At 72.9% G+C, this 22452-nt stretch carries 20 protein-coding genes and 2 tRNA genes; 11 read left to right on the top strand and 11 right to left on the bottom strand.

Going from position 1 to position 22452, the window contains the following annotated elements; genetic code table 11:
* Positions 1 to 261: 261 nt before the first annotated feature.
* A tRNA-Pro gene (locus AC0ZLC_RS16075) sits at positions 262 to 335 on the bottom strand.
* A 115-nt stretch (positions 336 to 450) separates the two neighbouring features.
* On the opposite strand from AC0ZLC_RS16075, the gene AC0ZLC_RS16070 reads away from it, so the two are divergent.
* Entirely contained in the window at positions 451 to 978 is a 528-nt protein-coding gene (locus tag AC0ZLC_RS16070) for a DUF309 domain-containing protein (protein WP_476752639.1), read from the top strand.
* A gap of 142 nt (positions 979 to 1120) precedes the next feature.
* A complete protein-coding gene (gene cobF, locus AC0ZLC_RS16065) occupies positions 1121 to 1891 on the top strand; it encodes a precorrin-6A synthase (deacetylating) (protein WP_476752638.1) in 771 nt (256 codons plus the stop codon).
* Positions 1892 to 2005: 114 nt separating this feature from the next.
* Here the strand turns inward: cobF and AC0ZLC_RS16060 are convergent, their stop codons facing one another.
* The 4 genes from AC0ZLC_RS16060 to AC0ZLC_RS16045 all read right to left on the bottom strand — a co-directional run bounded on the left by AC0ZLC_RS16060 (position 2006) and on the right by AC0ZLC_RS16045 (position 6424).
* On the bottom strand, positions 2006 to 2752 hold the full coding sequence (locus AC0ZLC_RS16060) for a cobalt-precorrin-6A reductase (RefSeq protein ID WP_476752637.1): 747 nt from the start codon (positions 2750 to 2752) through the stop codon (positions 2006 to 2008).
* A 58-nt stretch (positions 2753 to 2810) separates the two neighbouring features.
* Positions 2811 to 3584, bottom strand: a complete 774-nt coding sequence (locus AC0ZLC_RS16055) for a sulfite exporter TauE/SafE family protein (protein ID WP_476752636.1) — start codon at positions 3582 to 3584, stop codon at positions 2811 to 2813.
* A 74-nt stretch (positions 3585 to 3658) separates the two neighbouring features.
* The gene (locus tag AC0ZLC_RS16050; RefSeq protein WP_476752635.1) at positions 3659 to 5167 is read right to left on the bottom strand and encodes a long-chain-fatty-acid--CoA ligase; all 1509 of its coding nucleotides are present in this window, start codon (positions 5165 to 5167) and stop codon (positions 3659 to 3661) included.
* A gap of 69 nt (positions 5168 to 5236) precedes the next feature.
* Positions 5237 to 6424, bottom strand: a complete 1188-nt coding sequence (locus AC0ZLC_RS16045) for a thiolase family protein (protein ID WP_476752634.1) — start codon at positions 6422 to 6424, stop codon at positions 5237 to 5239.
* A 268-nt stretch (positions 6425 to 6692) separates the two neighbouring features.
* Between AC0ZLC_RS16045 and AC0ZLC_RS16040 the strand changes: the two genes are divergently transcribed.
* Positions 6693 to 7043, top strand: coding sequence for a DUF3140 domain-containing protein (locus AC0ZLC_RS16040; protein ID WP_476752633.1), 351 nt, complete (start codon positions 6693 to 6695; stop codon positions 7041 to 7043).
* The gene (locus AC0ZLC_RS16035; protein WP_476752632.1) at positions 7040 to 7690 is read left to right on the top strand and encodes an HhH-GDP family DNA glycosylase; all 651 of its coding nucleotides are present in this window, start codon (positions 7040 to 7042) and stop codon (positions 7688 to 7690) included. Before AC0ZLC_RS16040 ends, AC0ZLC_RS16035 begins: the two co-directional genes overlap by 4 nt.
* A 223-nt stretch (positions 7691 to 7913) precedes the next feature.
* Here the strand turns inward: AC0ZLC_RS16035 and fusA are convergent, their stop codons facing one another.
* Positions 7914 to 10013: an elongation factor G gene (gene fusA, locus AC0ZLC_RS16030; protein WP_476752631.1), complete on the bottom strand. Its 2100-nt coding sequence runs from the start codon at positions 10011 to 10013 to the stop codon at positions 7914 to 7916.
* Between the two features lie 716 nt (positions 10014 to 10729).
* Between fusA and AC0ZLC_RS16025 the strand changes: the two genes are divergently transcribed.
* Both AC0ZLC_RS16025 and AC0ZLC_RS16020 read left to right on the top strand, forming a co-directional pair.
* Entirely contained in the window at positions 10730 to 12889 is a 2160-nt protein-coding gene (locus AC0ZLC_RS16025) for a CASTOR/POLLUX-related putative ion channel (RefSeq protein WP_476752630.1), read from the top strand.
* A gap of 186 nt (positions 12890 to 13075) precedes the next feature.
* Entirely contained in the window at positions 13076 to 13723 is a 648-nt protein-coding gene (locus AC0ZLC_RS16020; protein WP_476752629.1) for an HAD family hydrolase, read from the top strand.
* 18 nt (positions 13724 to 13741) lie between these two features.
* On the opposite strand, the gene AC0ZLC_RS16015 is transcribed toward AC0ZLC_RS16020, so the two are convergent.
* Positions 13742 to 14389 carry a type III effector protein gene (locus tag AC0ZLC_RS16015; RefSeq protein WP_476752628.1) on the bottom strand — a complete coding sequence of 216 codons (648 nt, stop codon included), beginning with the start codon at positions 14387 to 14389 and terminating at the stop codon, positions 13742 to 13744.
* A 237-nt stretch (positions 14390 to 14626) separates the two neighbouring features.
* Here AC0ZLC_RS16015 and AC0ZLC_RS16010 point away from each other — a divergent pair, with 237 nt between their 5' ends.
* Together AC0ZLC_RS16010 and AC0ZLC_RS16005 are read left to right on the top strand one after the other, a co-directional pair.
* Positions 14627 to 15058, top strand: a complete 432-nt coding sequence (locus tag AC0ZLC_RS16010) for an Hsp20/alpha crystallin family protein (protein ID WP_476752883.1) — start codon at positions 14627 to 14629, stop codon at positions 15056 to 15058.
* A 123-nt stretch (positions 15059 to 15181) separates the two neighbouring features.
* Positions 15182 to 15358, top strand: coding sequence for a hypothetical protein (locus tag AC0ZLC_RS16005; RefSeq protein WP_476752627.1), 177 nt, complete (start codon positions 15182 to 15184; stop codon positions 15356 to 15358).
* A gap of 165 nt (positions 15359 to 15523) precedes the next feature.
* Here the strand turns inward: AC0ZLC_RS16005 and AC0ZLC_RS16000 are convergent, their stop codons facing one another.
* On the bottom strand, positions 15524 to 16390 hold the full coding sequence (locus AC0ZLC_RS16000; RefSeq protein WP_476752626.1) for an alpha/beta fold hydrolase: 867 nt from the start codon (positions 16388 to 16390) through the stop codon (positions 15524 to 15526).
* A 106-nt stretch (positions 16391 to 16496) separates the two neighbouring features.
* Between AC0ZLC_RS16000 and AC0ZLC_RS15995 the strand changes: the two genes are divergently transcribed.
* Positions 16497 to 16976, top strand: coding sequence for a CGNR zinc finger domain-containing protein (locus tag AC0ZLC_RS15995; protein WP_476752625.1), 480 nt, complete (start codon positions 16497 to 16499; stop codon positions 16974 to 16976).
* A gap of 303 nt (positions 16977 to 17279) precedes the next feature.
* Here the strand turns inward: AC0ZLC_RS15995 and AC0ZLC_RS15990 are convergent, their stop codons facing one another.
* Together AC0ZLC_RS15990 and AC0ZLC_RS15985 are read right to left on the bottom strand one after the other, a co-directional pair.
* Positions 17280 to 18725, bottom strand: a complete 1446-nt coding sequence (locus AC0ZLC_RS15990; RefSeq protein WP_476752624.1) for a glyceraldehyde-3-phosphate dehydrogenase — start codon at positions 18723 to 18725, stop codon at positions 17280 to 17282.
* A gap of 206 nt (positions 18726 to 18931) precedes the next feature.
* Positions 18932 to 20386 (bottom strand): serine/threonine-protein kinase, encoded by a 1455-nt coding sequence (locus AC0ZLC_RS15985; RefSeq protein WP_476752623.1) that lies wholly within the window; start codon positions 20384 to 20386, stop codon positions 18932 to 18934.
* 435 nt (positions 20387 to 20821) lie between these two features.
* On the opposite strand from AC0ZLC_RS15985, the gene AC0ZLC_RS15980 reads away from it, so the two are divergent.
* Complete coding sequence (locus tag AC0ZLC_RS15980) at positions 20822 to 21337, top strand: cysteine hydrolase family protein (protein WP_476752882.1); 516 nt, start codon at positions 20822 to 20824, stop codon at positions 21335 to 21337.
* Between the two features lie 90 nt (positions 21338 to 21427).
* Here AC0ZLC_RS15980 and AC0ZLC_RS15975 read toward each other — a convergent pair.
* Positions 21428 to 21501: transfer RNA gene (locus AC0ZLC_RS15975), tRNA-Pro, on the bottom strand.
* A 172-nt stretch (positions 21502 to 21673) separates the two neighbouring features.
* On the opposite strand from AC0ZLC_RS15975, the gene AC0ZLC_RS15970 reads away from it, so the two are divergent.
* Positions 21674 to 22384, top strand: a complete 711-nt coding sequence (locus AC0ZLC_RS15970) for a transketolase (protein ID WP_476752622.1) — start codon at positions 21674 to 21676, stop codon at positions 22382 to 22384.
* Positions 22385 to 22452 lie beyond the last annotated feature (68 nt).

Below are 22452 nucleotides of genomic sequence, written 5' to 3'. Positions count from 1 at the left end.
CGGACCCCGCGTCCGCTCACCGGAACCACGAGCGGGCGCGGGGGCCGGTCGTGTGCCAGAGAGCGGCGCCGGCGGCGGTGATCTTGGGCACGTCGGGGTGCAGGTAGCGCTGCGTGCCCGTGGGGGAACCGTGGAGCGTGCACGGGGACACCCACGAAACTGACGCGGCCAAGCGCGCCGGTCCCCAACTGGTCCCCAGAAATGATCGAGGGGCCGCTTCAGATTGCTCTGAAGCGGCCCCTGACCTGCGACTTCGAAAAGTCGGGACGACAGGATTTGAACCTGCGACCCCTTGACCCCCAGTCAAGTGCGCTACCAAGCTGCGCCACGTCCCGGTGCGCCTTCCGAGGTGAACCGCGGAACGGCGCGTACAGAACTTTACCGCACGTCGGCGGCGGGTCCGAAGGGGGCGCCGGGGCGGCGCCGCGCCCCGGGCGGGACAATCGGAGGATGACCGGGACTTCTGAGGGCCGGACGAACGACGGACGCGACCGCGACACGGAGGGACGGGCACGCAACGCCCGGCCGCGGGACGGGCTGGGCCGCCCCCTGCCGTACGGCGCGGACGGGGTGGAGCGGCAGCCGGAAGGGGTCGTGCGCACTCCGGCGGAGACGGTCGCGCAGGCGCAGGCGCTGCTGGACGCGGGCAGGCCGTTCCACGCGCACGAGGTCTTCGAGGACGCCTGGAAGTCGGGCCCCGAGGAGGAGCGCGGGCTGTGGCGCGGGCTGGCCCAGCTCGCGGTGGGTCTCACCCACGCGGCCCGGGGCAACACGACGGGCGGCGCCCGGCTGCTGCGGCGTGGCGCCGGGGCCGTCGAGCAGTGGGCCGCCGAGACGGACCGGCCCCGGCCGTACGGCATGGCCCTGGCGGAACTCGCCGACTGGGCGCGGGAGTTGGCGGGCGGCGTGGAGCGGTCCGGGACGGCGGTCGACGCCGGGGAGCGGGCGCCCCGGCTGACCGGGGCCGGGACCCGGTAGACCGAGGCCGACGGTGCGGGGATCCCGGGTCCGGCGGTGCGGGGATCACCGTCCGGATCGGTGGTGGCGGTCCGCGCGGCGCCGGGGACCGCTCCGCGGACGCGGTGCGCCGGGCGCCCGCGGCGTGCGGCAGACTCGGTGCGTGCGAAAGATACATGTCATCGGTATTGGGGCGGGCGACCCCGAGCAGCTGACCCTGCAGGCGGTCAGGGCGCTGAGGAGCACGGACGTGTTCTTCATCCTGGACAAGGGCGAGGTGAAGTCCGACCTCGTCGGGCTGCGCCGGGACATCCTCGACGCGCACGTGCCGCAGGGGGCGTACCGGCTGGTCGAGGCGCGCGATCCGGACCGGGACCGGGCCGCCGGGGGTGCGGCGTACTCCCCCGCCGTCGGGGACTGGCGCAGCGCCCGCGCGGAGATCTACGAGCGGCTGATCGCCGAGGAGCTGGGCGAGGACGAGAGCGGCGCCTTCCTGGTGTGGGGCGATCCCGCGCTGTACGACAGCACGCTCGGCATCCTGGAGGAGATCCTCGGCCGGGGCGCGGTGGCGTTCACTTACGACGTGGTGCCCGGCATCAGCAGCGTCTCGGCCCTCGTCGCCAGACACCGCACGGGCCTCAACCGCGTCGCGCGGCCCGTCCAGATCACCACGGGGCGCCGGCTGGCAGAGGGTTTCCCCGAGGACGTGGACGACGTCGTGGTGATGCTCGACGCGCACCAGACCTTCCGGCAGTACGCCGACCAGGACATCGACATCTACTGGGGCGCCTACATCGGCACCCCGGACGAGATCCTCGACTCGGGTCCCCTGGCGGAGGCGGCCCCGCGGATCGAGCGCCTGCGCGCGGAGGCCAGGGAGCGCAAGGGCTGGATCATGGACACGTATCTGCTGCGCAGGCGTCCGCGCGGGTAGGCGCAGGCGGCGGGTGGGCACCCGGGTCCGCCCCGGGCGGACCCGGCCGGCGACGCCTGCGCACGGAGACGGGGCGACCGGCACGCACCGTCCCTCGTCGGGCTCCGCGGTCCGTCACCGTGGGCCGAGGTCCAGCCGGTCCAGGGCTCCGGCCACGTCCGGCACCGCGACGACCCCGGCGGGCAGCGGCGGACGGCGTACGACGACGACCGGGAGGGCGAGTTCACGGGCGGCGGTGAGCTTCGCCGAGGTCGCGGCTCCCCCGCTGTCCTTCGTCACCAGGACGTCGATGCGGTGTTCGCGCAGCAGGGCCCGCTCGCCGGACACGGTGAACGGGCCGCGGGCCAGCAGCACCCGCGTGTGCGGCGGCATCGGCGGCTGGGGTGCCTCCACCGAGCGGACGAGGAAGTGGTGTGCGGACAGCCGCGCGAAGGCGGCGAGGCCCAGTCGGCCGGTGGTGAGGAAGACCCGGCGGCCGAGCCGGGGCAGGGCCGCGGCGGCTTCGTCGAGGGACGCGACGGGGTGCCAGCGGTCGGCGGGTTCCGGGCACCAGCCCGGGCGGCGCAGGACGACGGCCGGGACACCGGCCGTCGCGGCGGCCCGCGCCGCGTTCGCCGTGATGCCCGCGGCGAAGGGGTGGGTGGCGTCGACGACGGCGTCCGCCCGGTGCTCGCGCAGCCAGGACGCCAGCCCCTCCGCCCCGCCGAACCCTCCGACGCGGACGTCCCCGTCGAGCGCGCCCGGCCGGGACACGCGTCCGGCGAGCGATGTCGTCACCCGCACTCCGGGATGCGCCGCGAGGCGGGCGGCGAGCTCGCGTGCCTCGGTCGTACCGCCGAGGACCAGGATGTGCGGGGACATGGCGCCGAGCGTACGGGGAGCGCGTGGACGACGGTCCGTGAGGTGCTGCCGGCGCGGGTCAGCGCAGCAGCAGCTGGACGCCTCCGACGATCGTCGCGGCGATCACGAGCTGCTCGAACAGGCGCTGGTCGATGCGGTCGACGGCCCACTTGCCGAGGAGGGCACCCGGCAGCACGAAGGCCGCGAGCGCCGCGTCGAGCAGCAGCGAGTTCCCGTCGATCAGGCCGAGCCCGACGCTGAAGGGCACCTTGGACACGTTGACGATGAGGAAGAAGAAGGCGGAGGTGCCGAGGAAGCCCAGCTTGCGGAAGCCGGCGGAGAGCAGGTAGAGCGACATCACGGGACCGCCGGCGTTGGCGACCATCGTGGTGAAGCCGCCGAGGACCCCGTACGAGCGCGCCTTGATCCGGCCCGTCCGCGTGACGACGGAGTCGGGCTCCTGGTCCCGGTCCGCGGTCCGGCGGCGCCACAGCGTGACCGCCGCCATGAACAGCAGGATCGCGCCGATGGACGTCCGTACGATCCCGTCGTCGGCCCGCGCCAGGAAGAGCGTGCCGAGGACGACACCCGCGGCGACGGCGGGGAACAGCCGCCACAGCGTGGGCCAGTGGGCGTGCCGCCGGTAGGTGAGGACGGCGAGGACGTCACCGACGATCAGGACGGGCAGGAGCACGCCGGTCGAGGCGCGGGCCGGCAGGACGGCGGCGAAGACGGCGAGGCTGACCGTGTTGGCCCCGCTCACCGCGGTCTTCGAGAAGCCGACGAGCACGGCCGCCGCGGCGAGGGCGGCGAACTCCCAGAGCGATATGTGCCAGAGCGTCATCGTGTTCATGCGGGAACCGATGCTATGCCCCCGTGTTCCCGCCGGGCCGGGAGCGTCCCGTCAGGGGGCCGCGCCCGCCGCCGTCACCTCGTGTACCGCACCCGCAGCTCCCGCTTGAGGACCTTCATGCTCGGGCCGAGCGGCAGCTCGTCGGCGAACTCCACCCGTCGCGGGTACTTGTGGCGGCCCAGGTGCTCCTTGGACCACTCGGTGATCTGCGCGGCGTCCGGCGCGGCTCCAGGGGCGCGGACGACGACCGCGCACACCTCTTCGCCGTGCAGTTCGTCGGGCAGGCCGATGACCGCGACCTGGGCGATGCCGGGGTGGCGGGCCAGGACCTCCTCGACCTCTCGCGGGTAGACGTTGAAGCCGCCGCGGATGATGACGTCCTTCTTGCGGTCGACGATCCGCAGGAAGCCGTCGTCGTCCTTGGTGCCGAGGTCGCCGCTGCGGAACCAGCCGTCGACCACGGCCTCGGCGGTCGCCTCGGGCCGGCCCAGGTATCCGGAGAAGACGTTGTGCCCGCGGATGACGACCTCGCCGAGTTCCCCCGGCGGCAGCAGTTCGATCCGGCCCTCGACCTCGGCGCGCGCGATCTCGACGTCGACGCCCCACAGGGGATGGCCGATGGTGCCGGGCCTGGTGCCGAAGAGGGGCTGGTTCACGGTCGCGGTCGGCGAGGTCTCCGAGAGCCCGTACCCCTCGTAGACCGTCGCGCCGAAGGCCTCCTCGAAGCGCTCCAGGACGGCGACGGGCAGCGAGGCGCCGCCGGAGACGCACACGCGCAGGTCGGGGAGCTCGTCCATGGAGGCCGCGACGGCGGCCAGCGCGACGAACATCGTCGGTACGCCGTGGAAGGTGTTCACCCCTTCCTTCACCATCAGCCCGACGGCGCGGGCCGCGTCGAAGCGCGGCAGCAGGACGAGGGTGGCGCCCGCACGCCAGGTGGAGTTCATGGAGACGGTCTGGCCGAACGCGTGGAACAGCGGGAGCGCGCCGAGGGCGATGTCGTCGGGGCGGATGTCGTTGGCGTCGAAGGCGTTGACGGTCGCGTTCATGACCAGGTTGAAGTGGCTGAGCACGGCGCCCTTGGGGACGCCGGTCGTGCCGCTGGTGTAGAAGACGACGGCGGGGTCGTCGGCCTGGCGGCCGACGTACGACGGCAGCGGCTCGGCCCGCGCGGCGAGCGACTCGAACTCGGTGCCGAGGCTGACGACCGGGACGTCCGCGGTGCGGGCGGCCGCCGTGCCGGTCTCCGCCTGCGCCGGGTGGCACAGCAGCAGGGTGGCGCCGCTGTCCTTCAGGACGTGCTCGACCTCGGTGGCGGACAGCAGCAGGTGGACGGGGACGACCACGCCGCCCGCCGCCGCGATCGCGTAGTAGGCCTGCGGGAACTCGGCCGTGTTGGGCGCCATCAGCGCCACCCGGTCCCCGGGCCGTACGCCGAGTCCGACGAGGGCGCCGGCCTGGGCGAGGGCGCGCTGCCAGACCTCGGCGAAGGTGAGGCGCAGCTCGCCCTCGACGAGCGCCGTCCGTCCGGGGCGGCGGCGGGCGTTCTCGGCGAGGATCGCCGCGAGGGACAGGGTTGCCATGGAGGAGTACTCCGTTTCCGTGCTGGTGCGGCTCTGGACCAGGTCGTTCTGCGGTGGCGTCCCGGGCTCTCAGGGGCGCTCGACGAGCACCGCGCTCCCCTGTCCGACGCCGACGCACATCGTGGCGAGGCCGCGTGCCGCGCCGGAGCGCCGCATGCGGTGGAGCAGGGTGGTGAGGATGCGGGCTCCCGAGCAGCCCAGCGGGTGGCCGAGTGCGATGGCGCCGCCCGTCGGGTTGACCAGCTCCGGGTCGATGCCGAGCCGGTCCACGCAGGCCAGGGCCTGGGCGGCGAACGCCTCGTTGAACTCGGCCTCCTCCAGGTCGGCGACCGTCCAGCCGACCCGTCCGAGCGCCTTCTCGGTGGCGGGCACGGGTCCGATGCCCATGACGTCGGGGTGGACGCCGGCGGAGGCCCCGGCGACGTACCGCCCGAGGGATTCCAGCCCCAGTTCGCGCAGGGCGTCCTCGCTGACCAGGAGGAGCCCTGCGGCGCCGTCGTTCATCGGTGAGGCGTTGCCCGCGGTGACCGTGCCGCCGGGGCGGAACACCGGCTTGAGGCGGGCCAGCTTCTCGTACGACGTGTCCTCGCGGACGCACTCGTCGGTGTCGACGACGACTCCGTCGGGCCGGGTCACGGGCAGCAGCTCGGCGTCGAAGTACCCGTTCTTGCGGGCGTCCGCGGCGCGCTGGTGGCTGCGCAGGGCGAACTCGTCCTGGCGTCGGCGCGGGACGCCGTACCGTTCGGCGACCTCCTCGGCGGTCTCGCCCATGGAGAGCACGCCGTGCAGGTCCTTCATCGCCGGGTTGACCAGGCGCCAGCCGAGCCGGGTGTCGACGGTCTCGATGCGGTGCGGCAGGGCCTCGTCGGGGCGGGGCAGCACGAACGGGGCGCGGCTCATGGACTCGGACCCGCCGGCGAGCACGATGTCGGCCTCGCCCGCGGCGATCGTGCGGGCGGCCGTGGTGACGGCCTCCAGGCCGGAGGCGCACAGCCGGTTGACGGTGGCGCCGGGCACGGTCTCGGGGAGTCCGGCGAGCAGGGCGGCCATGCGGGCGACGTTGCGGTTGTCCTCGCCCGCCTGGTTGGCGGCGCCCCAGTAGACGTCGTCGATCCGGGCCGGGTCGAGGGCGGGCGCATCGGCGAGGAGCGCGCGGAGCACGGCCGCGGCGAGATCGTCGGGGCGTACGGCGGAGAGGGCTCCGCGCAGCTTGCCGATGGGGGTGCGGCGGGCGGCCGCGAAGTGGACGGGACGCACGGCAGGACTCCTGACGGACACCGGACTGGGACGGGGGGAGTGATGACGAGAACCACGTAAATTAGCACTGCTAGTTTTTGACTATAGACCGCCGCCCGCCCGCTGGGAAGGCCCTCCGGGGCCCTGCCCACCCCTCCCCGGCGGGAAACGATCGAGGCGGTTTCCGCCCATCCGTCCTGGGCACCCGCGCGTGGGGACCGGGCCCCCGCGGGAGCCGGGCGCGTCCACGGGCCCTCGTCCCCGGAAGCGACCCGGAAGGAGTCACGCCGTGACCGACGCCCTCGAACTCGACGCGCTGTGGGCCGAGTTCCACCGTGTGGTGAACATGACGTCCCAGGAGCTCGCCGCGTGGCTGCGGATCCGCGACGCCGACGACAACGCGGAGCCGGCGCCCGGGCACGGGGGCACGCCCACCGGTCAGCACGTCCTGGCCCTGCTCCAGAAGCGGCGCACGGACCTCACCGACGACGACATCCGCGTCATGTACGAGGTGGTGGACACCGTCACCGCCGAGACGGACGGGGCGAAGGAGCCCCTGGCCGAGGACGAGCGGCGGCGCCACCGGCTGATGACCCTCGGACACGATGCGCTCCGGCCTCCCCAGGGAGCGGGCACGTGACCGACCGGCAGCGCCGCGTGATCGAGCGGCTCGTCGCCTCGTACGGCCGCACGTACGCGGAGGAGGCGGGCATCACACTGCGGAACACCCCCCAGCCGCTGTACCGCACCCTCGTCCTGGCCTGCCTGCTGAGCGCGCGCATCCGTGCCTCCGTCGCCGTGGCGACCGCCCGCGCCCTGTACGACGCGGGACTGCAAGATCCCCGGCGGATGGCCGCGGCGGACCGGCACAAGCTGGTCGTCGCACTCGGCGCCGGCGGCTACCGGCGCTACGACGAACGTACGGCGACCCAGCTTGGGGACGGGGCACGGATGCTGACGGAGCGTTGGGGCGGCGACCTGCGGCGCCTGCGGGACGAGGCCGACGGCGACCTGCCCCGGCTGCGCGCGCTCCTGCGGGAGGTGCCCGGGATCGGGCCCACGGGCGCGGACATCTTCCTGCGCGAGGTCCAGCGCGTCTGGCCCGAGACGGCACCGTACGTCGACGGCAAGGCCCTTCAGGGCGCGGGGCGGCTCGGCCTTCCCGAGGATCCCGGTCGGCTGGTCGAACTCGCCGGGAACACCGAACCGGCCGCCCTGGCGGCGGCGTTGGTCCGCTCGGCGCTCGACAGGCGGGTGGCCGAGGACGTCCTCGGGGCCGCCGCGTGAGAGCACCCGCCACGGACGGTCCCACCGCCGGCGAACACGAGGGCGACGACCACCGGGTCCGGGGCGTTCCGTCTGCGCGCGCACGGGGCGCTCAGCTCCGGGCCCGCGCCCGCCGTCACCTGACGCGCCCTGTGGCAACGCGGTCCCCGAGGGGCGTGCGGAGACCGGTGCGGCCGGTCCGGGCAGGACGGCCCCGCCGTGCGGGGGCGGGACCGTCGTGACGTCACCTGGCCGGTGCCGTGCGGGACGACGGGCCAGGGGCCGGGGCGTAGCCGGCGGGCCGGGCGGTGAAGACTCCCCGGCCCTGGGTCCGGCCGCGCAGCCGCGTCGCGTAGCCGAACAATTCGGCCAGCGGCACGGTGGCGGTGATCACCGCCGCTCCCCCGCGCGTGGTCGAGCCGGAGACCCGGCCTCGACGCACGGCCAGATCACCGAGCACACCGCCCACGGCGTCGACCGGCACGGTGACCGTGACGTCGGCCACCGGCTCCAGGAGGGCCATCGAGCTCGCGCGCAGGGCCTCCCGGAGCGCGAACCGGCCGGCGGCCCGGAACGCCATCTCCGAGGAGTCCTTCGCGTGCGTCGCCCCGTCGGTCAGCACCACGCGCAGTCCTGTCACGGGGTGACCGCCGATCGGCCCCTCCGCCAGCGCGTCACGGCAGCCTGCCTCCACCGCACGGACGTACTCCTGGGGCACCCGTCCGCCGACGACGGCCGACCGGAACGCGAAGCCCGTCGCGCTGCCCGCGTCCGCACCGGTGTCCGACCCCAACGGTTCCACGTCGAGGACGACATGGGCGAACTGACCGGCGCCGCCGTCCTGTTTGACGTGCCGGTACACCAGTCCGCCCACGCCCCGGACGACGGTCTCCCGGAAGGCCACCTTCGGCCGGCCGACCCGGACGTCCAGCCCGTGGGCGCGGCGGATCTTCTCCACGGCCACCTCCAGATGCAGTTCGCCCATGCCGGACAGCGTCGTCTGGCCGGTCTCGGGGTCGGTCCTGACCACCAGTGAGGGGTCCTCCTCCATCAGTCGCGCCAGCGCCGACGCCAGCCGGTCCGTGTCCGTGCCCGCGCACGCCTCGACGGCCGCGGAGACCACGGGGTCGGCCACGGTCGGCGGTTCGAGCACCAGCGGCGCTCCGGCGGCGCACAGGGTCGATCCGGCGCGCGCGCCCTTCGGCCCGATCACCGCGACGATGTCGCCGGCCACCGCCCGGTCCAGCTGGGCGTGGCGGCCGGCCTGCACACGCAGTACCCGGCCGACGCGTTCGGTGCCCCGTGCGCTCGCGTTCCACACCGTGTCTCCCGTCCGGATCGTTCCCGAGTACAGGCGCAGGAAGGTCAGCCGTCCCACGGCGGTCGCCTCGACCTTGAACGCCAGGGCCGCGAGCGGTGCCGCCGGGTCGGCGGCCCGCTCCTGTTCCGTGCCGTCCCAGGTGCCCCGCGCCGCGGGTACGTCCAGCGGCGAGGGCAGATAGGCGACCACGGCGTCCAGCAGGGGTTCGATGCCCCGGTTGCGGTAGGCCGAGCCGCACAGCACGACCACGCCGTCCCCACTGCGGGTCAGGTCGCGCAGCGCCGACCTCAGCGTGTCTGCGGAGAGCTTCGAGCCCGCGCAGAACTCCTCCAGGGCGAGCGGGTGCAGCTCCGCCACCGCTTCCTCCAGAAGCCGGCGCCGCCGCCTCGCCTGGTCGCGCAGCGCGTCCGGTACGGGCCCCTCCTCGGCCGTGTCCCCGCCGCCGGCCCACACGAGGGCCCGCATGCGCAGCAGATCCACGACCCCGGTGAAGCCGTCCTCCGTACCGATCGGCAACTGGACGACCAGCGGGGCCGGATGCAGGAGTTCCCGGATCGAGGCGACCGCCGAGTCGAGGTCGGCGCCCGCACGGTCCAGCTTGTTGACGAACGCGATGCGCGGGACCCCGTACCGGTCGGCCTGCCGCCACACCGCCTCGCTCTGCGGCTCGACGCCCGCGACGGCGTCGAACACCGCGACCGCGCCGTCGAGCACACGCAGCGAGCGCGTCACCTCGTCGGAGAAGTCGACGTGGCCCGGGGTGTCGATCAGGTTGATCCGGTGGGCGTCCCAGTCGCAGCTCACGGCCGCGGCGAAGATGGTGATGCCCCGGTCGCGTTCCTGCGGGTCGAAGTCGGTGACGGTCGTGCCGTCGTGGACCTCGCCGCGCTTGTGGGTGGCTCCGGTGAGATAGAGGATCCGCTCGGTGACGGTGGTCTTCCCGGCGTCGACGTGGGCGAGGATGCCCAGATTGCGGACGGCGGTCAGCGGGACGGTCGGGTGAGGGTGCAGGTCGGTGCGCACGGCTCGGGCCTTTCGGGGCGTTCTGGAAAGGGCGGCGCTGTTCCCGGACGAAGCCGCCTGTGAGCAGCCCGGGTCGGAGCTGTTGAGGCACCGGCGCGGCGCGCCCCCGCAGGGCGCGCCGACCAGGTGACTGCGTGTCAGGTCAGGCGTTCGTCACGGACGTCCGGTGCCGGCCGCGCAGCGGGCACCGGGCGGACGAGGACACGAGGATCACCTCGTAGCGTGACCGGGAAGCGACGACAGCGGTGCGGCAACGCACGGCCCGGCTCCCCTCGTTCGTCACGGCGTGCGCTGCGGACGGTGTGGTGGCGCACGGTGTGTGGCGAGTGTAGGGAAGCGGGCGGGAGCGGGGCACCGGGTTTTCTCCCGCCCGGCCTCCGGCGCCGGGCCCGCCGCGCCCCGCGGCGTGGTGCGGCCCGACTGGTATCCGGGCGCCCGCTCCACCCGCCGACCACCACCGCGCCCGGTGCGTACCTCGCGGGTGCCCTGCGGAGCTGAGGGACGGTGGGCGGGATCGCCGAACGGCCCAAAAGGATGAATCACCTCCCGAATGCCGCGTGTCCCACGGGCAGAGCGAGCACTGTGCGGAGGCGGGTGTGCCGGCGGTGCCCCGCCCGTCGGCACGGCGTCACGCCCGTTCCGGCGAGGGGCACCGCCACCAGTGCGGAACGAGGCAAGGGGTTGGCGTGGGAGCAAGGCGGCCGAAGGGGCGGCGGGTGTCGTTACAGGACCGGGTGCGCTACCGGTTCGACCGCACACTGGCCCGGAGCACCGGCACCCTGATGGGCTGGCTGGTCATCAGCTGTCTGGCCGTCGTCGTCCCGGTGAGCGCGCTGCTGGTGTGGACGGACCCCGGCTCCCCGCATTCGCTGTCGGGGCGGCTGACGGCGGTGTGGCGGACCAGTGCGGAGACACTGCGTCTGGGGGCGGTGGACGGCACACCGCTGCGGATGCTGCTGGCGGCCGTGCTCGGGCTGGTCGCGCTGCTGTGCGTGTCGACGCTGGTCGGGGTGATCACCACGGGTCTGGCCGAGCGGCTGGCGGAGCTGAGCCGGGGGCGGTCGACGGTGCTCGAGCAGGGCCACGCCGTCGTGCTCGGCTGGTCGGACCAGGTTCCCACCGTGGTGGCCGAGCTGGTCGCCGCACAGGCCCGGCACCGGCCGCGGGCCGTCGTCCTGCTCGCCGACCGGGACAAGCACGAGATGGAGCGGGTGCTCGCCGCCCACGTCGGTCCGGTCGGCCGTACCCGGCTGATCTGCCGCAGCGGGCCCGCGAGCGATCCCGGCGTACTCGCACTGGTCAGCCCCCGGACGGCGAGCACCGTGCTGGTGCTGCCGTCCGGGGAACCGACGGCCGACGCCGAGGTGCTGCGCACCCTGCTCGCGCTGCGCGCGGTGCTCGGCGAGGAACCGGGCGGGCCTCCGGCCGTCGGAGGCCAACTGGACGGGCCACCGGCGCTCGGGCGGGAGGCGGACGGGCCGATCCGGCTCGACGAGGAACCGGGCCCCCCACCGACCCCCGCAGGCCAACTGGACAGTTCGCCGGCGCTCCGCCGAAAGGCGAGCCCGCCGACCCGGCTCGGCAAGGAACCGGGCGGGCCTCCGGTGCTCGCCGCGGTCCGGGACGACCGGTACCGGGCCGCGGCCCGGCTGGCCGCGGGACCCCGGGGCACGGTCCTGGAGACCGACACCGTCACGGCCCGGCTGATCGCGCAGTGCGTGGGCCGGCCCGGCCTCTCCCTCGTCCTGCGCGATCTGCTCGACTTCGCCGGCGACGAGTTCCATCTCGCCGACGCCACGGCGTTCCACGGGGTTCCCTTCGGCACGGTCCTGATGGGGTTCCCCACCGCCTGCGCGGTGGGACTGCTCACCCCCGAGGGACACACCCTGCTCAATCCCGCCGCCGACACCGTCGTCACTCCGGGGAGCCGTCTGATCGTCCTCGCACCCGACGACGACGGGGCCCGGCAGGAGGACTGCCGGCACCTCGTCGACGCGTCGGCGACCGCCTCCGCGGAGCCACCGCAGGAGAGGGCCGCGCACCTGCTGCTGCTCGGCTGGAACCGGCGGGCGCCGCTCGTCGTGGAGCAGCTGCGGCGCACGGCACGGCCGGGTTCGGTGCTGGACGTGGTGACGGACCGGGCCGTGCCCGCCCCGGCCCGGGAGCCCGAGCCCGAGCCGGCGGACACCGCCCGGCTGACCGTGCGGTTCCGGTCCGCCGCGCTGTCGCGGCCCGAGACCCTGCTCGGGTTCGACCTCACTCCCTACGACGGGACGGTCGTACTCGGACCCGATCCGGGCGACGGGCCGGACCGCCCCGACGACCGCACACTGGTCACCCTGCTGGCCCTGCGGGTGCTGGAGGAGCGGACCGGGCGGGAGCTGCGCGTGGTCACCGAGCTCACCGACGACCGCAACCGCCCCCTGGCTCCCCTCGACCCGGGCTCCGACGTCATCGTCAGTGGCGAGCTGACCGGGTTGCTCATGGCGCAGATCGCGCAGAACCGGCATCTGGCGGCGGTGTTCGACGAGCTGTTCTCCGCCGCAGGCAGCACGATCTGTCTGCGACCGGCCGGGCACTACGTCCGGCCGGGCGGAGTGGCCACCTTCGCGACCGTCGTGGCCGCCGCGCGCGACCGCGGCGAGTGCGCCATCGGCTACCGCCGTCACGACCTGCGGAGGCAGCCCCCGGACCACGGGGTCCGGCTCAATCCGCCCAAGGCGGAACAGCGCGAGTGGCGGGCCGAGGACCAGGTGGTCCTCGTGGCGACGGAACCGACGGCCCCCACCGGGGCGGACACGCACGCGGACACCGGAGGCGACGATCGGCAAACCCCGCACTCCGTCCCGGAACCCGGCCCGCGGCCACCTCGGTGAACCGGGAAGCGGTCGGCGCCCGAGCCCGGTTCCGGCCCAGCCCGGTTCCGTCCGAGCCCGGTTCACCCGCCCGAAGACCCGCGTGACCCCGGAACACCGGCCGCGGTCGTCGAGCGCCTGGGCCGCGCCCGCACATCGGCGGGAACCAACACGGACGGAAGAGACGCGTCAGGCTAAGGTCACCGCATGCGCCTGGCTCTTTTCGACCTGGACGGGACCCTGGTCGACCGTCGTTCCGCGTTCGCCGAGGCCGTGGGCGAGCTGACTCGCACGCGCGGCTTCGGGCCCGACGTCGAGCACTGGATGCTCACGCAGCTCGCCGACCGGGCGGGTCCGGAGGACTTCGCCCGGCTCCGGGAGCTCTTCAACCTGGACGAATCCGCCGCGGACCTGTGGCGCGCGTACATCGACCGCATGGCGTCCGCCGTCACCTGCCGCCCCGCCGTGCTCGACAGCCTGGCCCGGCTCAGGGCCGCCTCCTGGACCGTCGGCGTCGCCACCAACGGGCCGTCCGACATCCAGCGCGCCAAGATCCGCGCCACCGGTCTCGCCGACCTGATCGACGGGGTCGCGGCCAGCGGCGACATCGACGTGCGCAAACCGGATCCCCGCCTCTTCGAGCTGGCGGCGGCCCGGTGCGGCACCCAGCTCTCGCGCGACGACTGGATGATCGGCGACGACCCGGAGAACGACATCGCCGGCGGGTACAAAGCGGGACTGCAGCCGATCTGGGTCCGCGGGCGGCCCTGGCCCGACGATCTCGCCGTGCCCCATCACAGCGTGGACGACGTCACCCAGGCGATCGACTACCTGCTCACGCACTCCGCCCGCTGACGCGGACCCCGCGGGTGCCTATGGCGCGCCCGAGGAGCGCTGACGCTGTTCGGTCTCGCGCATCAGCCGGGTACGGCGGCCGATGTCACCGACCCGGTCGGCGAGTTCGGGATGCGCGGTGCGCAGGTGCGGCCCCGCCGCCGTGAGGGGGTCCAGCAGACGGGCCGGATCACTGTCCCCCAGCGCCGTCCGGAGGTCGCCCAGCGCGTCCGTCGCCGCCTCGGGCAGGTCGGGCAGGTCCGTGATCGTCCCGGCGAGCTGGCGCAGTGCGGCGGCGTGGTCGTGGGCCCAGGACGCGACGGAGCGGTCCGCCGCCCGCCGGTCACGGGTGGCCCGCACGCGCTGTTCCTTCGTCGTACCGGCTTCCCCGGGCCGTACACGCAAGTACCGCCGCTCGGCCGCCTGGCGGCTGGAGACACCGAGCGGCCGGGCCAGGTCCGCCCAGCTGGCGCCCGCCTCCCGGGCCGTCTCGATCAGACCCGGTTCCCAGTCGGCGAGCTGCTCGCGCACCTCACGCAGAAGCAGCAGCGCCGCCATCGCCCGCTCGGGGTCGTCCGTGGAGGAGGCGTCGGCGGTGCGGGCCGTCCGCATGGCCCGCGCGATGGCCTCCAACGCCGTGGCCGCCGCCATGAAGGAGGCCGGAGCCGGGGTGCTGTCGTCGTTCATCGCCTCTCCTATTTCTCCTTCGGCTCCTTCGCCGAGCGTTCTTCTCCTTCGGCTCCTTCGCCGAGCGGCTCCGCAGACCGGCAGCTCCGCCCCCCGCAGACCTCGCTGAGCGCCCGCCGGACCCGATCGTCATCGATCGGATGACATCTCACTTGTCGTCGGATGGATGACATGCTACAACGGAGTCAGGTGAAGCGCATTGGCAGCAACTGCCTGAACCTTCTGGAGGTGTTTCCCGTGTTGATGCGCACCGACCCGTTCCGTGAACTCGACCGGCTGGCCCAGCATCTGATGGGTCCGGGAACGTGGTCCCGCCCCTCCGCGATGCCGATGGACGCCTACCGCGACGGCGACCAGTACGTGATCGCCTTCGATCTGCCCGGCATCGACCCCGACGCGCTGGACATCGACGTCGAGCGCAACATGCTGACGGTGCGGGCCGAGCGGCGCCCCCTCGCGAGGTCCGAGAACGCGCAGACGGAACTGTCCGAGCGGCCGCTGGGTGTCTTCTCCCGCCAGGTCGTCCTGGCCGACACCCTCGACACCGAGCACATCACGGCCGACTACGAGGACGGCGTCCTCACCCTGCGCATCCCGATCACCGAGCGCGCCAGGCCCCGGAAGGTCAGCGTCCGCGGCAGCGGGAAGCGCAGGGAAATCGACGGCTGAACAACCGGCCGTACGCCCGCCGTCGCGGCTCGGGGCGGTTCACCCAGGGTTCCGCCCCGGGAGGCGGCCGGCTTCCTCGCCTCGCAGGTCCCCTCCGGCAAGCCGCTCAGCGGCTGGGGGTTCGTGAAGGACCTCGCCGAACGCACCGGCGGTTCCGCGACCACGCGCTGGGACACCGGCTCGGTCCACGGTGTCGTCGCACGCCTCGCCGGCGACGATCTGACCTCCCGCGTCATCCGTCGGCTCCCGGACGGATACGCCCTGCTGTTCGGACGGGCGCAGCTGGTCCAGGCGGCCTGACGGACACCCCGGCCGTCGGAGTCCCGCCTCCACCACGAACCCCGCACACCCACGACGCCGTACGCGGTGCCCGCCCCTCTCCAGGGCGGGCACCGCGTACGGCTGTCGCCGTCCCGTACCGGCGGTCGTCCGGCGCCGGGCTCGACCCGGAGCAGTAGGGCCCGCTCAGTGCAGCACCCGCCCGAGGAAGCCGCGCAGGTAGCCCGCGACGACGTCCAGGTGGCTCTCCAGCAGGAAGTGACCGCCGTTGATCAGGTGCACCTCGTTGTCCTTCGCGTCGCGGGCGAAGGCCAGGGCGCCGGCCGGGCCGAAGATTTCGTCATTGCGGCCCCAGACGGCGAGCACCGGGACCTCGCTGGTGCGCAGGAATTCGTGCAGCAGCGGGTAGAGCGGGCGGTTGTTCCGGTAGTCGCGGAACAGCGCCAGCTGGACCTCGTCGTTGCCCTCGCGGGAGACGAGGGCGAAGTCGTGCTCCCAGGTGTCCGGGCTGACCAGGCTCGGGTCGGGCACGCCGTGCACGTACTGCCAGCGGATGGCGTCGACGCTCAGTGCGGCGCGCACGGCGGGTTCGGTGTCGGGGCCGGGGTTCGCCCCGTAGGCCCAGACGTCGGTCCAGAACGACTCGACGAAGCCGTCCTCGTAGCCGTTGCCGTTCTGGGTGACGAGGGCGGAGATCCGTTCGGGGTGCTTGAGCGCGAGGCGCCATCCGATGGGGGCGCCGTAGTCCTGGACGTAGAGGGCGTAGCGGTCCAGGCCCAGTTGGTCGAGCAGTCCGGAGGTGATTTCGGCGAGGGCGTCGAAGGTGTAGGCGAACTCCCCTACGAGGGGGGCGTCGGAGTGGCCGAAGCCGAGGTGGTCCGGCGCGATGACGTGGTAGTCGTCGGCCAGCAGCGGGATGAGTTCGCGGAACATGAACGAGCTGGCTGGGTAGCCGTGCAGCAGGACGATCGCGGGGGCGTCGGCGGGGCCGGCTTCGCGGTAGAAGATCTCGTGGCCGTCGACGATGGCGGTCCGGTGGTGCACCGAGCTCATGTCTAACCCCTTCAAACGTATGATCCGGTTAGTTCCTCGTCAGGCAAGCACGGGATGAGCTAACCTGTCAAGTGACTTGATGTGGTTAGAGAGGGGGCGGTACCCGATGGACACGCTGCTGGACCTGCTCAACAGCAGGCCATTGGTCAACGGCGAGGAACGGGACGCACTCGGCGACCCGGCCGGAGGCAGGCGCTGGGCGCGGGAGCACGGCGGCGAAGGCAGCCTCGCGGAACTGGCGCTGCTGCGTGAGACGCGGGACATCCTGCGGGACATAGTGCGTGGAGAAAGCTCGCCCACCGCGTTGAGCCCGCTGCTCGAAGGGGTCCGGCAGATTCCGGAGATCACTTCGGATGGTCTTCAGTGGACGATCAAGACTTCTCCGCACGCCCGGCTGGCCGTCGAGGTGGTTCTCGCCTGGGCCGCCACCGAGGAGCAACTGCCCGGCCGGCTACGCCCCTGCGCCAACGACGAGTGCCAGTTGTTCCTGCTCGACCGCAGCCGCGCCAACCGTGCCCGCTGGTGCTCGATGGCTGTCTGCGGCAACCGCGAGAAAGCACGTCGCCACTACGAACGCACCCGCTGAGCCTGTCCTTGGTCTGACCTCGAACGGCAGCACCACCCGCCGTCGTCCAGCGCGGTGTCGCCGACCTGGATGCAGTGGGGCCCTGTTCGCCTCGCCGGGAGTCACCGAGGTGTTCGACACGTGGCGTACCCGCCACCCGTACAAGGCGGCGTGGGTGAACCACGAGGCGCCGGCGCAAACCACATCTCTGTCATGCGGACGGTTGTGATCGAACCCGGTGCCCGGTCGGGTGAACTCGGCCGGGCGGACGCGTGAGAACAGATCCGCGGATTTTGCATCCGCGGATCCCAGACTCATCGCACGTCAGCTCACGGGCACCGGGTACGTCGGGTACTCCACCCCGGACACGTGCTGGACGACGCGGATCACCTGGCAGGAGTAGCCGAACTCGTTGTCGTACCAGAGGTAGAGGATGGCGTCGTCGCCCTCCACCTTCGTGGCACCGGCGTCGACGATCGAGGCGTGACGCGAACCGATGAAGTCGCTGGAGACCGCGTCGGGGGCGCTGATGAAGTCGATCTGGCGCTTCAGCGGCGAGGTCAGCGACACGTTCCGCAGGTAGTCGAGGACCTCCTCGCGGGTGGTCTCGCGGGCGAGCCGCAGGTTCAGGATCGCGATCGAGACGTCCGGCACCGGCACGCGGATCGAGCTGCCGGTGATCCTCGCCTCGAGGTCGGGCAGCGCCTTGGCGACGGCGGAGGCGGCGCCGGTTTCCGTGAGCACCATGTTGAGCGGCGCCGAACGGCCACGGCGGTCGGAGTTGTGGTAGTTGTCCAGCAGGTTCTGGTCGTTGGTGAACGAGTGGACGGTCTCCACGTGGCCGCGCAGGACGCCGTACTCGTCCGCCATCGCCTTCAGCGGCGGCACGATCGCGTTGGTGGTGCAGGACGCGCAGGACAGGATCTGCTCGTCGGGCTTGATCGTGTCGTGGTTGACGCCGTGGACGATGTTCGGGACGTCGCCCTTGCCCGGCGCCGTCAGGACGACCTTGTCGATGCCCGGACGCAGGTGCTGCGACAGGCCCTCGCGGTCGCGCCACTTGCCGGTGTTGTCGATGAGGATGGCGTTCTTGATCCCGTACGCCGTGTAGTCGACCTCCGACGGGTCGCCCGCGTAGATCACCTTGATCTCGTTGCCGTTGGCGATGATCGTGCTGTTCGCCTCGTCGACGGTGATCGTGCCCTGGAACTGGCCGTGGATCGAGTCCCGGCGCAGCAGCGAGGCCCGCTTCACGATGTCCTGGGCGCCGCCCTGCCGGACGACGACGGCCCGCAGCCGCAGGCCGTTGCCCGAGCCCGCCTTCTCGATGAGCAGGCGGGCGACGAGCCGGCCGATCCGGCCGAACCCGTACAGGACGACGTCGCGTCCCTCACGGCGCTCGATCTTGTTCTCACCCGTGGCGCCGGCGACGGCCTCGGCGGTGAAGTCGGCCACCGAGAGCCCGCGGTCGTCGGACTTGTAGGTCGCGGCGAGCATGCCGATGTCGATCTGGGACGGGCCGAGGTCGAGCGTGGTGAGCGTCTGCAGGAACGGCAGGGTCTCGGTGACCGAGAGCTCCTCGCCGGCCATCTGCCGGGCGAACCGGTGGGTCTTGAGGATGCTGACCACCGACTTGTTCACCAAGGAGCGGCTGTGCAGCAGGACTGTGACGTCCCGCTCGCGGTGCAGCTTCCCGATGATCGGGATCATCGACTCCGCGATCTCCTCGCGGTTCTTCCAGTTGGTGAACGAGTCGTCGTTGACAGTCACAGGTTTATCTTTCGAGCTAGGCGGTGCTCAGATGTTAACGCTCCCGGTACTTTGATCACGCAGGGGGTGCCCCGGGCAGGGCCGCGGGTCCGCGAGGACATCGGCGAGGGTCACCGCGGGGCAGCCGAGCACCTCGGTCAGCACGTGGCGCTGGTGCGCCGGGTGCCGCCGGGTTCCGGCACCGTCCTGGACCGGCACCGCTGGTCCTACTTGTTCGCCTTCTGCTTGCCGGACGCCTTCTCCGTCTTGGACGCCTTCTGCTTCTTGGGCGCCTTCTGCTTCTTGGGCGCCTTGTGCTTGGGCGACTTGGCCTGCGGCTCGGGGGCGGCCGGCGCGGCGACCTGGCGAGTTGTCACCGCGTTCTCCCGGGGTGCGGGGGCCGACGCGGAAGGCGCGGACGCGGAGGACGTGACGGGCTGCGTCCCGGCCCGCGCGGAGGCGCTCCGGGAGACCGGCGCGGCCTTCGGGTCCGACGCGGGCCGCGAGGTGTCCGACGGCTCGGTGCCCGCGCTGGACGACGCCTGACTGTCGAGGCCCGCGCTGGACGACGCCTGACTGTCGGGGCCCGCGCTGGACGAGGCATGGCTGTCGGGCCCCGCAGCGGCGCCGTGGTCGGGCAGACCCACCACGCCCGCGAGGGTGACGCCGAGCAGCGTTGCCAGCGCCGCGCCCGCGGTGGCCAGCGCGCGCCCGCTGCCGTGCCGTACGGGAGAGGCGTCACCGTCGGCGGCACGCATGCCGGGGCCGGCACCGGGGACCCGGGCCGTGTCGTGGCCGTCCTTCGCGCCAGGGGACTGCGGGGGCAGCGTACGGATCACAGCGGGCCGCTCCCCCGCGCCCAGGGCCGACAGCATGTCCGCGCAGGTGCGGGCGTCGGGGCGCTCGTCCTCGTCCAGGGCGGTCATGGCACCGAGCAGAGCGGCCAGCTCCTCGCCCAGGAAGGGCGGGAAGACCGGGGCACGGTGCAGGCGGGCGATCGCCGCCTCCAACGGGGCGCCGTCGTACTCGAGCTCTCCCTTGAGGCATTCCAGGAGGGTCAGTCCGAGCGCGTACACGTCGGCGGGGGGCCCGACCGGCCGGCCCATGACCTGCTCGGGAGCCAGGTACGCGGCGGTGCCCACCAGCGCGCCCGTGGCGGTCTGGGTGGTGCTGTCCATCAGCCGCGAGATGCCGAAGTCGGTCAGGTGAGGTACGCCCGTCCCGTCCAGGAGGATGTTCGACGGCTTGACGTCGCGGTGCACCACTCCGGCCGCGTGCACGTAGTCGAGGGCGTCCGCCAGGGCCGCCCCGACGGTGCACGCCTCGGCGGGGGTGAGGGCTCCCCCGGCGACCCGGGCACGCAGCGTCGCACCGGTGACGAGCTGCATGACGAGGAACGGGCTGCCCGCTTCCCGTCCGGAGTCGAAGACCGTGACGAGTCCGGGGTGCTGGAGACCGGCCAGCATCACGGCCTCCTCGGTGAACCGTTCCTCCGTCTGCGCGTCGGTGCCGAGCCTGAACACCTTCACCGCGACCGGCCGCCGGAGTCTCAGATCGAAGCCGCCGTACACGTCGGCGGCACCGCCCCGGCCGAGAAGAGCGTCCAGACGGTACCGGCCCGCCAGCACGTCGTTGCTGCCGAAGCGGGTTTCCGTCCGCAACGGCCATTGCGGTGCTGGCATGTGCCCTCCTGTGCGGGACGGTCGGGTCGGTGCGGGATCCCGGTGGGGTGATCCCGGGGCAGCCGTCCGCGTTCCCACAATGCGCCGCGCTATCCCTTTTCGGGCCGATCTCGATACCGCGCACCGGACCGGCGGGAGTCACCGCCCGGGGACGGCCGCCCGACGAACGGCGATTTCCCCGGCCCAGGGAATGCCGGGACAGACTGGTGGACGGCCGCGTCCGAGAGGGGTACCGCACAGCACCGGACCGTGCGTTCGTGATCATAGAGGGGATGACGTGTGGTCCTGTGTCACCCGAACACCGCGCCCCGGACGGGCCGGAGCGTGTCGGACGCTACGACCGGGGCGCACGATGCCACCGTGGGCTCCGCTCCCTGGGCCGAGGAGGAACTTGTGGATTCCGACACGCCGAAGACCGCGCTGGTCGTCATCGACATGATCAACACCTATGAGCACGACGACGCCGAGGTGCTGGTCGACTCCGTGCGCGAGGCACTGCCCGCGATGCGCAGGCTGATCGCCCGGGCCCGGGAACAGGGGGCGGACGTCATCTATGTCAACGACAACTCCGGACGGTGGCGCTCGCACCACGACGAGCTCCTGGACGCCGCCCTGCGGGGGCCCCACGCCGACCTCGTCGATCCGATCCGGCCGGACGGTGAGTCGCTCTTCGTCGTCAAGGCCCGGCACTCGATCTTCTACCAGACGCCACTGGAGTACCTGCTGGCCGAGCAGGAGGTGAGGCACATCGTGATGTGCGGGCAGGTCACCGAGCAGTGCGTGCTGTACTCCGCGCTCGACGCCCACATCCGGCACTTCCGGGTGACCGTGCCGAGCGACGCCGTCGCCCACATCCACGAGGATCTCGCGCGGGCGTCCTTCCAGATGATGGAACGGAACATGAACGCCGAGGTCGTACGGGCCGACGACGTCGACTTCGCCAAGGCGTGACGGAGCGGGACCGCGAAGGGGCGGCCGGGCTGCACGAGCACGACGGAGGCCGCCTCCCCAAGAAGGGAAGACGGCCTCCGACTTCACACGTCGGGACGACAGGATTTGAACCTGCGACCCCTTGACCCCCAGTCAAGTGCGCTACCAAGCTGCGCCACGTCCCGATGCCCGTCTGACCTGGGGTTTCCCCTGGCCGAACGCGCACGGAAACAATACCGCACTCGGGCCGGTGGTCGCGCACCGCTTTTACGGGGCGACGCACAGCGGCGGCTCCCTGGGGCAATCCCGCATCTCACTGTTGACCTCAACTCCGCTTGAGGTTGCACGATCGTCGGCATGACGATCACGGCTGAGCGCGATCACGCGCGGTACCGGTACGAGGACCTGCCCGGGCTCATGGGGCTGATGACGGGTGACGAGAAGCACGGGCCCGCGGCGACATCCACCCTGGACGTGCTGTGGGTGCTGTACGACCGCGTGCTCGACGTGCGGCCCGAGGGGACGGACGATCCCGGACGGGACCGGTTCCTGCTGTCCAAGGGGCACGGGCCGATGGCGTACTACGCCGTGCTCGCCGCCAAGGGCTTCCTGCCCGTCGACTGGCTGCCGGGCTTCGGCTCCTACGACTCGCCGCTCGGGCATCACCCGGACCGCGTCCTGGTGCCGGGCGCCGAGATCGGCAGCGGGTCGCTCGGGCACGGGCTGCCGATCGCCGTCGGCACGGCACTCGGGCTGCGCGCCCAGGGGCTCGACGCGCCGCGCGTGTGGGTGCTGGTCGGGGATGCCGAGCTGGACGAGGGCAGCAACCACGAGGCCGTCGCGTACGCCGGACCCGCCGGACTCGAGCGGCTGCACACCGTCGTCATCGACAACTCCTCCGCCCGTCACGCCCGGCCCGGCGGCATCGCGGCGCGGTTCGCGGCCGCCGGGTGGTCCACGGAGACCGTGGACGGCCGTGACCACGCGGCGCTGTACGCCGCGTTCACCGCGCCGCACCCGGGCCGGCCGCACGTGGTCGTGGCCCGGGTCGAGCCCAAGGACGCCTGACCGCCCCCGGTCGCCCCCGGTCGCCCCCTGCCATCCGCTCGCTTCGCTCGGGAGACCCCCGGGAAGGG

It is taken from the genome of Streptomyces sp. GLSS-08 (assembly GCF_056387915.1).
This window is presented reverse-complemented; position numbering and strand designations above follow the sequence as displayed.

Excerpts from the sequence above, each read along its gene's own strand:
- AC0ZLC_RS16070 (WP_476752639.1), top strand. The coding sequence starts at position 451 with ATGACCGGGACTTCTGAGGGCCGGACGAACGACGGACGCGACCGCGAC.
- AC0ZLC_RS16060 (WP_476752637.1), bottom strand. The coding sequence starts at position 2,752 with ATGTCCCCGCACATCCTGGTCCTCGGCGGTACGACCGAGGCACGCGAG.
- AC0ZLC_RS16055 (WP_476752636.1), bottom strand. The coding sequence starts at position 3,584 with ATGAACACGATGACGCTCTGGCACATATCGCTCTGGGAGTTCGCCGCC.
- AC0ZLC_RS16050 (WP_476752635.1), bottom strand. The coding sequence starts at position 5,167 with ATGGCAACCCTGTCCCTCGCGGCGATCCTCGCCGAGAACGCCCGCCGC.
- AC0ZLC_RS16020 (WP_476752629.1), top strand. The coding sequence starts at position 13,076 with ATGCGCCTGGCTCTTTTCGACCTGGACGGGACCCTGGTCGACCGTCGT.
- AC0ZLC_RS16015 (WP_476752628.1), bottom strand. The coding sequence starts at position 14,389 with ATGAACGACGACAGCACCCCGGCTCCGGCCTCCTTCATGGCGGCGGCC.
- AC0ZLC_RS16000 (WP_476752626.1), bottom strand. The coding sequence starts at position 16,390 with ATGAGCTCGGTGCACCACCGGACCGCCATCGTCGACGGCCACGAGATC.
- AC0ZLC_RS15995 (WP_476752625.1), top strand. The coding sequence starts at position 16,497 with ATGGACACGCTGCTGGACCTGCTCAACAGCAGGCCATTGGTCAACGGC.
- AC0ZLC_RS15985 (WP_476752623.1), bottom strand. The coding sequence starts at position 20,386 with ATGCCAGCACCGCAATGGCCGTTGCGGACGGAAACCCGCTTCGGCAGC.
- AC0ZLC_RS15980 (WP_476752882.1), top strand. The coding sequence starts at position 20,822 with ATGATCAACACCTATGAGCACGACGACGCCGAGGTGCTGGTCGACTCC.
- AC0ZLC_RS15970 (WP_476752622.1), top strand. The coding sequence starts at position 21,674 with ATGACGATCACGGCTGAGCGCGATCACGCGCGGTACCGGTACGAGGAC.